The organism is Ruegeria sp. YTSA168, from assembly GCF_059610045.1.
In genome coordinates, this window is record NZ_JBXWMW010000014.1 from 17986 (window position 1) to 30328 (window position 12343).

11 protein-coding genes are annotated in these 12343 nt (G+C 56.5%); 9 read left to right on the forward strand and 2 right to left on the reverse strand.

What is annotated here, in order from left to right; translation table 11 throughout:
- Window positions 1-12: 12 nt before the first annotated feature.
- The 8 genes from soxB (at window position 13) to AC2FFE_RS18415 (ending at window position 8062) form a co-directional block, all read left to right on the forward strand.
- Window positions 13-1710 carry a thiosulfohydrolase SoxB gene (soxB, locus tag AC2FFE_RS18380; RefSeq protein ID WP_496847322.1) on the forward strand — a complete coding sequence of 566 codons (1698 nt, stop codon included), beginning with the start codon at window positions 13-15 and terminating at the stop codon, window positions 1708-1710.
- 24 nt (window positions 1711-1734) lie between these two features.
- Complete coding sequence (gene soxC, locus AC2FFE_RS18385) at window positions 1735-2997, forward strand: sulfite dehydrogenase (protein ID WP_496820685.1); 1263 nt, start codon at window positions 1735-1737, stop codon at window positions 2995-2997.
- Window positions 2981-4306 carry a c-type cytochrome gene (locus AC2FFE_RS18390; RefSeq protein WP_496847323.1) on the forward strand — a complete coding sequence of 442 codons (1326 nt, stop codon included), beginning with the start codon at window positions 2981-2983 and terminating at the stop codon, window positions 4304-4306. The genes soxC and AC2FFE_RS18390 overlap by 17 nt, the downstream gene beginning before the upstream one ends.
- A 2-nt stretch (window positions 4307-4308) precedes the next feature.
- The gene (locus tag AC2FFE_RS18395) at window positions 4309-5016 is read left to right on the forward strand and encodes a c-type cytochrome (protein WP_496847324.1); all 708 of its coding nucleotides are present in this window, start codon (window positions 4309-4311) and stop codon (window positions 5014-5016) included.
- Between the two features lie 24 nt (window positions 5017-5040).
- Window positions 5041-6303 (forward strand): FCSD flavin-binding domain-containing protein, encoded by a 1263-nt coding sequence (locus tag AC2FFE_RS18400; protein ID WP_496847325.1) that lies wholly within the window; start codon window positions 5041-5043, stop codon window positions 6301-6303.
- Window positions 6304-6383: 80 nt separating this feature from the next.
- Window positions 6384-6818 (forward strand): DUF302 domain-containing protein, encoded by a 435-nt coding sequence (locus AC2FFE_RS18405; RefSeq protein WP_496820689.1) that lies wholly within the window; start codon window positions 6384-6386, stop codon window positions 6816-6818.
- A 1-nt stretch (window position 6819) separates the two neighbouring features.
- A complete protein-coding gene (locus AC2FFE_RS18410) occupies window positions 6820-6951 on the forward strand; it encodes a hypothetical protein (RefSeq protein WP_496834445.1) in 132 nt (43 codons plus the stop codon).
- Between the two features lie 52 nt (window positions 6952-7003).
- Window positions 7004-8062, forward strand: a complete 1059-nt coding sequence (locus AC2FFE_RS18415; protein WP_496847326.1) for a YeeE/YedE family protein — start codon at window positions 7004-7006, stop codon at window positions 8060-8062.
- 1 nt (window position 8063) lies between these two features.
- Here AC2FFE_RS18415 and AC2FFE_RS18420 read toward each other — a convergent pair whose 3' ends face one another.
- Window positions 8064-9008 carry an MBL fold metallo-hydrolase gene (locus tag AC2FFE_RS18420; RefSeq protein WP_496847327.1) on the reverse strand — a complete coding sequence of 315 codons (945 nt, stop codon included), beginning with the start codon at window positions 9006-9008 and terminating at the stop codon, window positions 8064-8066.
- Entirely contained in the window at window positions 9005-9682 is a 678-nt protein-coding gene (locus AC2FFE_RS18425) for an MBL fold metallo-hydrolase (protein WP_496847328.1), read from the reverse strand. Before AC2FFE_RS18425 ends, AC2FFE_RS18420 begins: the two co-directional genes overlap by 4 nt.
- Before the next feature lie 502 nt (window positions 9683-10184).
- Between AC2FFE_RS18425 and AC2FFE_RS18430 the strand changes: the two genes are divergently transcribed.
- The gene (locus AC2FFE_RS18430) at window positions 10185-12218 is read left to right on the forward strand and encodes an oxidoreductase (RefSeq protein ID WP_496847329.1); all 2034 of its coding nucleotides are present in this window, start codon (window positions 10185-10187) and stop codon (window positions 12216-12218) included.
- The last annotated feature ends 125 nt before the right edge of the window (window positions 12219-12343 follow it).

Sequence of the window (12343 nt, forward strand, 5' to 3'; positions counted from 1 at the left end):
GAAAGCTGATTGATGATTTCGCGACGTGACTTCTTGCAGGTTTCAATGGCGGCCTCGGCGCTCTATGGGGCGTCCGGGTTTGGCAATTGGGCGAAACTTGCCGCACAGCAAAGCCTGACACAGGATCAACTGCTGGAGTTTGAGACCTTCGGCAATATCAGCCTGATCCATGTCACTGACATTCACGCGCAACTCAAGCCGATCTACTTTCGTGAGCCAGAGATAAACCTTGGTATTGGCGATGCGCGAGGGCAAATGCCGCATGTTACCGGTGCCGCGTTCCGCAAGGCCTATGGGATCGAAGATGGAAGCCCGTCAGCCTATGCGCTGACCTACAATGATTTCGCTGCGCTGGCCAAGACCTACGGTCGGGTCGGTGGATTGGATCGGGTTTCAACTGTCATCAACGCGATCCGTGCAGACCGTCCCGATGCGCTGCTGTTGGACGGTGGCGACACCTGGCACGGGTCTTACACCTGCTATCAGACGGCCGGTCAGGACATGGTCAATGTCATGAACGCGCTGAAACCCGATGCAATGACCTTCCATTGGGAGTTCACGTTGGGCAGCGACAGGGTCAACGAAATCGTTGAAAGTTTGCCCTTTGCCGCCTTGGGGCAGAACATCTTTGATGCCGAGTGGGATGAGCCTGCAGAATTGTTCCAGCCCTACAAGTTCTTTGATCGGGGCGGTGCAAAGGTCGCCGTGATCGGGCAAGCGTTCCCTTACATGCCAATTGCGAACCCAGGCTGGATGTTCCCAGAATACTCATTCGGTATCCGGGATGAAAACATGCAGGCCATGGTCGATGAGGTTCGCGATGCCGGTGCCGATGTCGTTGTTGTCCTCAGCCATAACGGCTTTGACGTGGACAAGAAGATGGCAGGCCGCGTGCGAGGGATCGACGTGATCCTCAGTGGCCACACCCATGATGCGCTGCCGGAACCTGTTCTGGTCGATAAAACGCATATCATCGCGTCTGGCTCGAACGGTAAATTCGTCAGCCGCGTGGATCTCGACGTAAGGGACGGGCAGATGATGGGGCTTAAGCACAAGCTGATCCCGATCTTCTCTGACGTTATCGCGCCCGATCCTGCGATCACTGCGCTGATAAATGATCAGCGCGCGCCTTATGAGGCTGCTCTGAGTGAGGTGATCGGCAAAACGGACTCGCTGCTCTACCGCCGCGGTAACTTTAACGGCACCTGGGATGACCTGATCTGTGATGCCCTGATCAATGAGCGTGAGGCAGACATTGCGATGTCGCCTGGCGTCCGTTGGGGACCCTCAATCCTGCCGGGACAGGAAATCACACGTGAAGACATCTGGAACGTCACATCGATGTCGTATCCCAATGCCTATCGCACAGAAATGACAGGTGAATTCATCCATGTGATCCTTGAGGATGTTGGTGACAACCTGTTTAACCCCGACCCTTACTACCAGCAAGGCGGCGATATGGTCCGCGTCGGTGGTCTGGGCTACCGCATTGATGTGACTAAACCACAAGGGCAGCGGATCAGCGAAATGACCCTGCTCAAGACAGGTGAAGCGATTAATCCATCGAAAACCTATGTCGTAGCGGGTTGGGCCAGTGTCAACGAAGGCACCGAAGGTCCGCCGATCTGGGATGTCGTCGAAAACCACATTCGCAACCTTGGCACTGTCACGGTGCAAGAGAACACCAGCGTCGATGTTGTCGGCGCTTAAGAAACCAATGGAGACCTAAGAGATATGGATGACGCGTTCAAACCGTCCCGCCGGGCCTTCCTGAAAGGCAGTGCTGCGGTTGCGGCTGGGTCAGTTGCGGGTGCGGCAGCGGCAGACACGCCCGACCCACTGATAACAGAGCTTCAGGATTGGGCGTCTTACACAGGCGCCGGTGTCGATGAGTCACCTTATGGCATGCCGATCAGCTTCGAATCCCATGTCGTTCGGCGCAACGTGGAATGGCTGACCGCCTCTCCGATTTCGTCGATCAACTTCACGCCGATCCATGCGCTTGACGGCACGATCACGCCGCAGGGCTGCGCTTTTGAGCGTCACCATTCAGGAGCGATTGAACTGCGCAAAGAGGACTATCGCCTGATGATCAACGGGCTGGTCGATCGTCCGCTTGTCTTCACGTATGACGACATCGAACGTTTCCCGCGCGAAAACCATGTGTATTTCTGCGAATGCGCGGCGAACACTGGTATGGAGTGGGCGGGTGCGCAACTCAACGGCGTTCAATTTACCCACGGCATGATTCACAACATGGAATACACCGGTGTTCCGTTGCGTACGCTACTGCAGGAAGCAGGCGCCGATATCTCACCAGACAAATGGGTCTATGTTGAAGGCGCAGACGCGTCATCCAATGGCCGCTCCATCCCGATGGAAAAAGCACTGGATGACGTGCTGGTAGCTTTCAAGGCAAATGGTGAAGCGCTGCGCATGGAGCATGGATATCCCGTGCGACTGGTTGTTCCTGGCTGGGAAGGCAACATGTGGGTCAAATGGCTGCGCCGCATTGAGGTTGTCGATATGGCGGTCGAAAGCCGCGAAGAAACATCAAAATACACCGACGTCTACGAAGATGGCACAGCCCAGAAATGGACGTGGGTGATGGATGCAAAATCCGTCATCACCTCACCCAGCCCGCAAATGCCGATCAAACACGGACCGGGACCCTTGGTCATTTCCGGGCTTGCATGGTCCGGTCACGGACAAATTACGCGGGTCGATGTGTCCAAGGACGGTGGCATTACTTGGGAGACGGCGCGTCTTGGCAAGCAGGGGGACAGCAAGGCTTTGACGCGGTTCTATCTCGACACCAACTGGGATGGGGCACCGATGCTGTTGCAGGCCCGGGCGATGGACGAAACCGGTTATGTCCAACCAACCAAAGACCAACTGCGTGAGAAGCGCGGTGAAAACTCGGTCTACCACAACAACTGTATCCAGACTTGGTACGTGAGCGCAGAAGGGATCGCCGAGAATGTCGAAGTCTCTTAGTCATGTTTTCCTGCCCGTATTCGGCGGCACGGCGTTGGTGCTTGCGGCGGCAGTGGCTATAGCGAACCGGAACTACGGCCAATCGCAGATAGAAACCTTGGAAACCCGGATAAGTCAGGTTGAGGCGCACGCAGCCACTGCCCAGGAAAGCGCGCAAGCAGAGGCCAGCCGGGCAGCCGAACTGGCGGCCAAGGTCGAAGAAATCCAGACCGCAGCGGCCGAGCGGGCCGCAAACGAGATGAACCTGACCGCGCCTGCGCCCAGCAGCGAGGGCACATACGGGCTTGGGCGCTCCGCGCTTGAGCAAGAGATCGCGGCCTGGGACGTCGATGTCTTGCCCGACGGGCGTGGCTTGCCGGTTGGATCAGGCGATGTCTGGACCGGAGAAGAAGTGTTTGTCGATCGCTGTGCGTCCTGTCACGGAGAGTTTGCCGAAGGCGCTGACAATTGGCCTGTTCTGGCCGGTGGCTTCGATACGCTCGCTGACGAAGATCCAGTGAAAACTGTTGGCTCTTATTGGCCGCATTTGTCAACTGCTTGGGACTATATTTCCCGCTCTATGCCCTTTGGTGAAGCAGGTACGCTGACCGCGGATGAGACCTATGCGATCGTCGCCTACATCCTTTATTCTAACGATCTGGTGGATGACGACTTCGAGCTCAACCACGAAAACTTCGCCGATTTTGAGATGTACAACATCAACGGCTTTGTCGTCGATGTACGTCCTGAAACTGAGTACGCCGAGTGGCGGCAAGAGCCATGCATGGAGAATTGCAAGTCAGAAGCCGCCGTCACTATGCGCTCTGTCTTTTTGGTGGAGACACCACCCGAAGGTGGTTCAAACTCGGTCATGAACGACGCCAGCGCGGACGAATTGCCAACGTTTACGGCAGAAGGTCCTTCGTTCATTCCGACTGCAGCGCCAAAGCCTGAGGACGAAGCTGCTGCAACGCCAACCATTCAGGAACCCAGCGATACGGACGGAACCACAGAAGTGTTTGCCGCTGGCGAGAAAGTCTTCAAGAAATGCAAGGCCTGTCATCAGGTCGGTGAAAGTGCAAAAAACAGCACAGGACCCGTATTGAACGGGATCATCGGTGCCAATGCAGCCTCAGTCGAAGGGTTCAAATACTCCAAGGCCATGAACGCTGCTGCTGAGAAGGGGCTTGTCTGGACTGACCAGGAAATGGCGGCCTTTCTGAAGAAACCCAAAGAGTACATGAAAGGCACGCGGATGTCTTTTGCGGGGCTCAAGAAATCTGACGATATCGAAGCTGTGATCGTCTATCTCAAGTCGTTCGGAAACTGATCATGCGCTGGTTGGACATACTGACCTGCGCGGCGGTCGCTATAGCGACCACCTCGTCGGTCAGCGCAACTGAAGACCTGGGCGACGCCGAAGCCGGGAAAGTGGTGTTTGCCAAATGCAAAGGATGTCATCAGGTCGGTGAGGGTGCCAAAAACAAGATCGGCCCGCATCTGAATGGCGTTTTTGGACGCAAAGCGGCAGGCCTTGACGGGTTCAATTACTCCAAGAGCCTTGAGCGTGCGGGAAATTCGGGCCTGGAGTGGCACGCTGATACTCTATCGGCCTATATTGAAAATCCACGTGCATTTGCATCTGGAACACGGATGAGTTTTCGGGGCCTGAAAGACCCCGAGGACCGCGCCAACATCATCGCCTTTTTGCGCGGATTCTCTGATAATCCGCAGGACATCCCCGAAGCGGATCCAACGGCCAGGGGCACGGATCATTCTGTTGATCCGGCGATACTGGCCATTCAGGGCGACCCGGAATACGGCGCTTATCTCAGCAGCGAATGTACAACCTGCCATCAGATCGAAGGGGGCGACGCTGGCATCCCGTCCATCGTCTTTTGGCCAGACGAAGACTTCGTGGTCGCCATGCATGCCTACAAAGCCAAACAACGCCCTCATCCTGTCATGCAGATGATTGCCGGACGGCTGAGTAATGACGAGATCGCGGCATTGGCCGCCTATTTCAACAATCCAGAATAACAGTGCAAAACGGGAGGAAACGCGATGACATTCAACAGACGAACATTCTTGGGGGCCGCGGGTGTGATGGCAGCAGGGTTATCTGCGCCGATGGTGCTGGCACAAGGCAAACCCCGCGTCGTTGTTGTCGGTGGTGGCGCGGGTGGAGCAACCGCTGCGCGCTACATCGCCAAAGACAGCAAGGGTGAAGTGGACGTAACTCTGATCGAGCCATCGCGGACCTATTACACCTGCTTTTTCTCAAACCTGTATCTGGCCGGGTTTCAGGAGCTCTCGGATATCGCGCATAGCTATGGTGCTCTGGCGGCGAATTACGGGATCAACGTGGTCCATGATTGGGCCGTTGGGGTTGATCGCGATGCCAAGACGGTGTCCTTGGCTGGTGGCGGGTCCGTTCCCTATGACAAGCTGATCCTGAGCCCGGGTATCAACTTTGTCGATGGTGCGGTCGAAGGCTGGGATGTTTCGGCGCAGAACAAGATGCCGCACGCCTACAAGGCCGGATCGCAGACCGAGCTTTTGAAAGCGCAGGTTATGGCAATGCCTGAGGGCGGTACGTTTGCAATGGTTGCGCCGCCAAACCCATACCGGTGCCCACCCGGACCTTATGAGCGTATTTCCATGGTGGCCCATGTTCTGAAAGAGAATAATCCAACGGCAAAAATCATCATCGCCGACCCCAAGCCGAAATTCTCGAAAATGGCATTGTTCCAAGAAGGTTGGGCAAACCATTACGAAGGCATGGTCGACTGGATCGGCGAAGACTTTGGCGGCGGCAATGTATCCGTGAACCCGGACGCAATGACCGTGACCATCGACGGTGAAGAAACCAAGGTCGATGTCTGCAACGTCATCCCGGCGATGAAGGCCGGGCGTATTGCAGAGATGGCCGGTGTTACCGATGGCAACTGGGCGCCGGTGAATGCGGCCGACATGTCCTCGAAGGCCGATCCGGATATCTATGTTCTCGGCGATGCGAGCCAGCAAGGTGACATGCCGAAATCCGGTTTCTCGGCCAACAGTCAGGCGAAGGTCTGTGCGAATGCCGTGCGCGGTGCATTGACCGGGTCCAAAGTGTTCCCGGCCAAGTTCTCGAACACATGCTGGTCGCTGATCGACACCAATGATGGTGTGAAAGTTGGCGCGACCTATGAGGCGACGCCTGAAAAGATTGCCAAGGTGGACGGCTTTATCAGCCAAACCGGCGAAGATGCCGATCTGAGGAAAGCAACCTACGAGGAATCGCTGGGTTGGTATGCGGGTATCACCTCGGACATGTTCAGCTAAGGGCTTCGGGGGCTTTGATCCGTGTCAAAGCCCCCGAAAGACAATCTGAGAAAATGCGGTTCAGGAGGAGCATAAAGATCATGAAACACGTTGTTGCTGTAGCCGTATTTTCCACCGTTCTCACAGGTCAGGCTCTGGCCCAAGAGGTCATCACCTCCCCTTTTGACGGCAGTTTTGACGATGCCACATTCGCCGTTGAATCGGCGATAGTCGGGCAAGGGCTGGTCATCGACTATGTAAGCCATGTCGGCGAGATGCTGAACCGGACAGGTGCGGATGTTGGCAGCGACAAACAGATTTTTGCGGCCGCTGATATCTTCATTTTCTGCTCAGCAAAACTCTCGCGTGAGATGATGGAGGCCGACCCGATGAACATCGGCTTTTGTCCGTATGGGATTTTTGTGGCCGAAGACGACAATGGCGTGATGGTGGGGTACCGAAGCTATCCCGATGGACCAATGCAAAAGGTCCAGACCCTGTTGTCTGAGATTGTGGAAGAGGCTGTTGGGAACTGAAATGAACTATCAACAGTATTTTCGTGATCAACTGGACCAACTGCAAGAAGACGGAAACTACCGGATTTTTGCAGACCTCGAACGGCAATGCGGCGCGTTTCCAATGGCGCGCAGGCCAATGGCCGCCAGATGACGACTTGACCGAAGACAAAGACGAACACGCAACGGTGTGAGAGTTTCCGCGCATGGAGAAGCTCATTGATCTGCTGGGTGACCAAGGTGCCTTGGCCTGCGCCGGAGTGCTTGTTGGCATCCTGTTTGGCGCGACGGCCCAGACCTCTCACTTTTGCTTGCGTGCGTCGACCGTCGAAGTCGCCCAAGGTGAGTTTGGCCCGCGCCTGGCGGTTTGGCTGATCGCTTTCACCACAGCGCTGACCCTGGTACAGGCGCTCGTCTTGTTTGAGTGGTTGGATCTGTCTGAGACACGTGCCATCGCATCGACCGGTAGCCTGAGTGGCGCAATCATCGGTGGTGCGATGTTTGGCGCAGGTATGATTCTGGCGCGCGGATGTGCATCGCGCTTGTTGGTCTTGGCGTCTTGCGGAAATCTGCGTGCATTGGTGACCGGTCTGGTCCTGACATTGGTGGCCCAGACTGCGTATACGGGTGTTCTTAGCCCCGCCCGCGAAGCGCTGTCTGGCCTCTGGATGATTTCAGGTGGCCCATCGCGCGATCTGTCAGAAATACTTGGGTTTTCGCCCGCAACTAACACCGCGATTGCGGCATTGGGTTTGGTCCTTGCAACAGCGTTCGCAATCCATCGGTTGGTCGAGCCCGCACGGATTCTATCAGCTGCGGGTGTGGCGGCGGCGGTCGCGCTCGGCTGGCTGATGACCTTCACAATTGCTCAGACCTCTTTCGAGGTCGTGCCCGTGTCTTCGATCACCTTTACCGGCCCTGCGACGGATACGTTGATGGCCTTGGTCACCCAGCGAAACGTTGCCTTGTCTTTCGGTATCGGTCTGGTTCCGGGTGTGGCAATCGGAGCTGCGGCCTCGGCCGTGTATGCCGGAGAATGGAAAATCGAACGGTTCGGCAACGACACCCCGATGGAACGCTACCTGGTTGGCGCTGCCCTAATGGGCTTTGGTGCCATGCTGGCAGGCGGTTGCGCCGTGGGCGCAGGGTTGTCCGGAGGGTCCGCCCTGTCCCTGACCGCTTGGCTTGCGGTGTTCTTTATGTGGGTCGGAGCGATTGCTACACATCGCGTCGCAACGCGACTGCCCGCGCTGCAGCGATCGTGAGCTATTCGAACTCCATTTGTTCAAAAACGCGCCCGGCATTTTTGGTCGCCAGTTCTTCGAATGTGTCCAGATGGGCATAAGGGGATTGATCGACATAGTAGGCTTCGGCCAGATCGCCACCCGCATCCATATGCTCCTGCACTTTGCCACGCAGGTAAATTAAATAGTCACGCGTATAACGGCGCACCTGATCCATGTTTGTCGGATGGCCGTGTCCGGGTATGACATACGTGGCGCCCAAAGGCTCGAACGCGTTGTCCCAGGTTTCAAGCCAATCTGCTGTATAGGTCTCCTGAAAGATCGGCAGCATACGTTCGTGAAATGCCATATCCCCCGCGATGACAAGGCTTTGATTTGGCAACCAGATCGAGATATCGCCGGGGCTATGGGCAGGTCCGAGGTATTTGGCTTCAATCCGGAAATCGCCCATCTCAACCACGTAGTCATCATCGAATGTCTCGGTCGGACCGGCCAAAAAGGTTCCTTCTGACTTGTCGCGATTGTATCGCTGCATACCCTCCAGAATCTGGGGGCCATATTCCTCGAATTCCGCGGCTGCATCCGAATGCGCCACGATTGGAATGCCAAGTTCCGACCAGTAGGCGTTGCCGAGCATCGCGTGCCCCTGACCATTCTCGTTGAAGACAAGCTTGACCGGTTGATCCGTGATCGCCTGAATTTCCTTGTGCAGGGCTTGCGCCAGCACATAGGCCGCTCCGCCGTTTACAACAACCACGCCTTCACCGGTGACGATAAAGCTGAGGTTGTTGTTGTGGCCTGCGTTTTCATAGGTCGGTGGCGCGGTTGCGCCAATGGCAGAATAGACGCCGGGGATGTATTCGACCGGCTTGGAGTAGAGTGCGCTTTGCGGGTATTGATCGGCTATATCCTCGCTGGCCCAAACGGGTGTGGCCAAGGCCAAGGCAATCACGAGTGATCGCATCATGACGGCTCTCCTACAAATCTATATGCCGAGCCTGTCTTTTCGACCCGGCCAATCCCACCATCGGGCAGATGGAAACCAATGACTTTCATCTGTTCTTCGGCAATCTGATCCAGCAGCAGGCTGCGCGTGGTTGCCGCTGTCTGAGGGTCCTGATCCGTGCCGCTGTGCCAGTCCGGGCGTTCAAAGGCCACATGCGGATTCCCGAGCGCGTCGCCCACAACCATTACAGAGTCCGAGCCGTGTCGAATTTCAAACGCCATATGTCCGGGCGTGTGCCCAAAACTTGCGCGCGCGGCAATCCTGGGCAGGATTTCTTGCCCGTCCTCAAAGAACGTGACCTGGTCTTCGATTGCTTCCATGCGCCGCTTTGCGCCGACTGCAAACGCGGCGCGATCTTCGCCAATCGTTTCAACCGTTGCCGGGTTCCACCAATAGTCCCATTCTGTACGGCCAAAGTGGTGCGTGGCGTTTGTGAAAAGCAGGTCGTCAAAATCGTCCAGAACGCCCCAGATGTGATCGGGATGCGCATGGGTGAAGACCACATCGGTAACGTCTTCGGGCGAGAGGTCCATGGCAGAAAGAGCATCCAGCAGCTTGCCCGATGTGGGCATGAAGTCTGGGCCTGCCCCGACATCGAAGAGTACCGTGTTTGTGCCATCTCGGTAGAGCGTCACGTTACACTCTGGCTCGTATCTTGTCGCATCTATTTGATTGCGCTTTAGCAACTGCTCCAACTCATCCTGGGGCATTGACCCGAAGGCCATTTCTGGCGGTATGGACAGATGCCCATCCGATAGTGTTGTGAGGCGACCCGAGGAACCGATTTGTACCTCAGCCAGTACACCCCTGGACTGAGCGCCGAGTGCCGCGAAGCAGGCAGCATTGTGCAAAAAAGTGCGTCGGGAGAGTCGGGCTATGGTCATATACAATCAATAAGATGAATATCTTAATTTGTAAATGTTGAAAGAGGGCAGCCCGAGAGTCTGGACCTAGTGTGCATGTCATTGGCAAACTGTATTTTTTGTATCGAAGGTTTCTGACAAGGTCGTCTTTTTGTTCACCGATGTCGGAAGCAGATAGTTGCTAAGGGTTGCTTCACAAATATCATGCAAGAGACGGCGCAGTTCCGTGTGCGCGGCAAAAGGCGGCTCCAACGCCTGTTATGACCAAAGGTATATGGACGTGGCACATCTACTCGACCCGTTTCAACTAAAGCACCTGACATTGCGCAATCGGATTGTAAGCACATCCCATGCGCCGAATTTCGTAGAAGATGGTCACCCAAAAGATCGCTACAGGTTGTATCACGAGGAAAAGGCAAAGGGCGGTGTGGCCCTGACAATGGTTGGTGGGTCGACCAATATCGCCCCGGACAGCCCATCCGTGTTCGGCCAGCTTTATGCCGGGGACGACAGCATTATCCGGTGGTTCCAAAAGCTTACGGACGGCGTTCATGCGCATGAGGCTGCCATCATGTGCCAGATCACCCATATGGGGCGCCGCACCGCTTGGGATGATGGACATTGGTTGCCGGTTCTGGCGCCATCTGCTGTCCGCGAACGCGCGCATCGCGCGTTCCCCAAGGTAATGGAGCAAGAGGATATCGACCGTGTGATCGGCGATTTCGCTGCGGCGGCGCGGCGGTGTCGGCAGGGCGGGTTTGATGGGATTGAGCTGCTTTCTCATTCGCACCTGTTGGGGCAATTTCTGTCCCCTTTGACCAACCAGCGCGACGACGATTATGGCGGGACGTTAGAGAACCGAATGCGCCTAACGCTTGAGGTGCTTGATGCGGTGCGATCCGAAGTTGGGCCGGCCTTCATCCTGTCGATGCGCCTCACTGGCGATGAGCTGACCGATGGTGGCCTGAGCGCCGAAGACTGCGTGGCCGCAGCCCGGATGCTGGAGCAGTCCGGACATGTCGACCTGCTCAACATTCTGGCAGGGGCGCCCTATGACGATTTGGGCCTGGCTGAATGGGTGCGTCCCATGGGCCTGCCCGCCGCTCCGCACATCACGGTGGCCAGCCGTATCCGTGATGCAGTCGGTCTGCCGATCCTGCATGCTGGAGGGATCGCGGACATTGCCACCGCGCGGCATGCGCTATCGGGCGGGCATGTTGATCTTGTGGGGATGACCCGCGCGCAGATGGCCGATCCTTATCTGGTCGAAAAACTCACCAACGGTGACGAAGAACGCATCCGTCCTTGTGTGAGCTTGGGGTATTGCGTCGACAGGGTCAACCAAGGCAAGCCCGCCGTCTGTGGGCACAACGCTGCCACAGGCCGCGAGCAGATATTGCCCCATGTCATCACCCCGGGTGATGCCCGTAAGAACGTGGTTGTCGTTGGGGGCGGTCCCGGCGGGATGGAGGCCGCACGCGTCTGTGCCTTGCGTGGGCACAACGTTGTTCTGTTCGAGGCCTCGGATCGTCTGGGCGGACAGCTGGTTTTGGCGGCCAAAGGAAAGACACGCCGACAGGTTTGGGGCGTTGCGGATTGGCTGATCTCAGAAGTGACGCGGCTTGGGGTTGATATTCGGCTGAACGCCTATGCCGAAGCTGATGACGTTCTGTCTGAGGCCCCTGACTTTGTCATCATCGCAACAGGTGGCTGGCCCGCACCGTTGCCCGTAACCGGCGGTGATCTGGCCGTGTCCAGTTGGGATGTCTTGTCGGGTGCGGCGCGTGTTGCGGGAGATGTGTTGTTGTTCGACGAAGTCGGCGATCATCCCGCGGCTGTTACCGCAGACATGCTGGCATGCACGGGGTGTCGCATCACCTTTGTCACCCCTGATCGGGCGCTTTTGCACGACCTTGGCCCAACGACCTCTGCCGTTGCTCTGCGTGATCTAGCCGCCAACGGCGTCTCGTTCACTTGCTTGCACGAGCTTGTGGCATTGGAGCGTGACGGTGGTCGTATTCGTGCGCAACTGCGTCACGTGTTGACAGGGCATGTCGCGGAATATCTTGTTGATCACGTTGTTGTCGAACATGGTTTGTCGCCAATGGCCGATCTGTATCATGACCTCAAACCAAGCGCGCGCAACCGTGGCCAGATTGACCACAAGGCGCTCATCAATGGGACGGCTCCCTTCGTCGATATCAATCCAGAGGGTCAATTCCATTTGGCCCGGATTGGGGACGCATCCGCAGGCCGCAATATACATGCGGCAATTCTTGATGCCTTAAGGGTGTGCGCGACAGTATAAAATCCCGCTGTTTTCTGCCGATGAAGCAGCCAATCGCGGTATTGTACCGATTGGTCGGGTTCAGTCTGAAAGCACAGAACCTTGTATATGCACTATCCCATCGCTATGTGTTGAAGGCAGATATC

Coding starts and splice junctions, on each gene's coding strand:
- AC2FFE_RS18400 (WP_496847325.1), top strand. CDS start 5,041: ATGACATTCAACAGACGAACATTCTTGGGGGCCGCGGGTGTGATGGCA.
- AC2FFE_RS18415 (WP_496847326.1), top strand. CDS start 7,004: ATGGAGAAGCTCATTGATCTGCTGGGTGACCAAGGTGCCTTGGCCTGC.
- AC2FFE_RS18395 (WP_496847324.1), top strand. CDS start 4,309: ATGCGCTGGTTGGACATACTGACCTGCGCGGCGGTCGCTATAGCGACC.
- AC2FFE_RS18430 (WP_496847329.1), top strand. CDS start 10,185: ATGGACGTGGCACATCTACTCGACCCGTTTCAACTAAAGCACCTGACA.
- soxB (WP_496847322.1), top strand. CDS start 13: ATGATTTCGCGACGTGACTTCTTGCAGGTTTCAATGGCGGCCTCGGCG.
- AC2FFE_RS18405 (WP_496820689.1), top strand. CDS start 6,384: ATGAAACACGTTGTTGCTGTAGCCGTATTTTCCACCGTTCTCACAGGT.
- AC2FFE_RS18390 (WP_496847323.1), top strand. CDS start 2,981: ATGTCGAAGTCTCTTAGTCATGTTTTCCTGCCCGTATTCGGCGGCACG.
- AC2FFE_RS18410 (WP_496834445.1), top strand. CDS start 6,820: ATGAACTATCAACAGTATTTTCGTGATCAACTGGACCAACTGCAAGAA.
- AC2FFE_RS18420 (WP_496847327.1), bottom strand. CDS start 9,008: ATGATGCGATCACTCGTGATTGCCTTGGCCTTGGCCACACCCGTTTGG.
- soxC (WP_496820685.1), top strand. CDS start 1,735: ATGGATGACGCGTTCAAACCGTCCCGCCGGGCCTTCCTGAAAGGCAGT.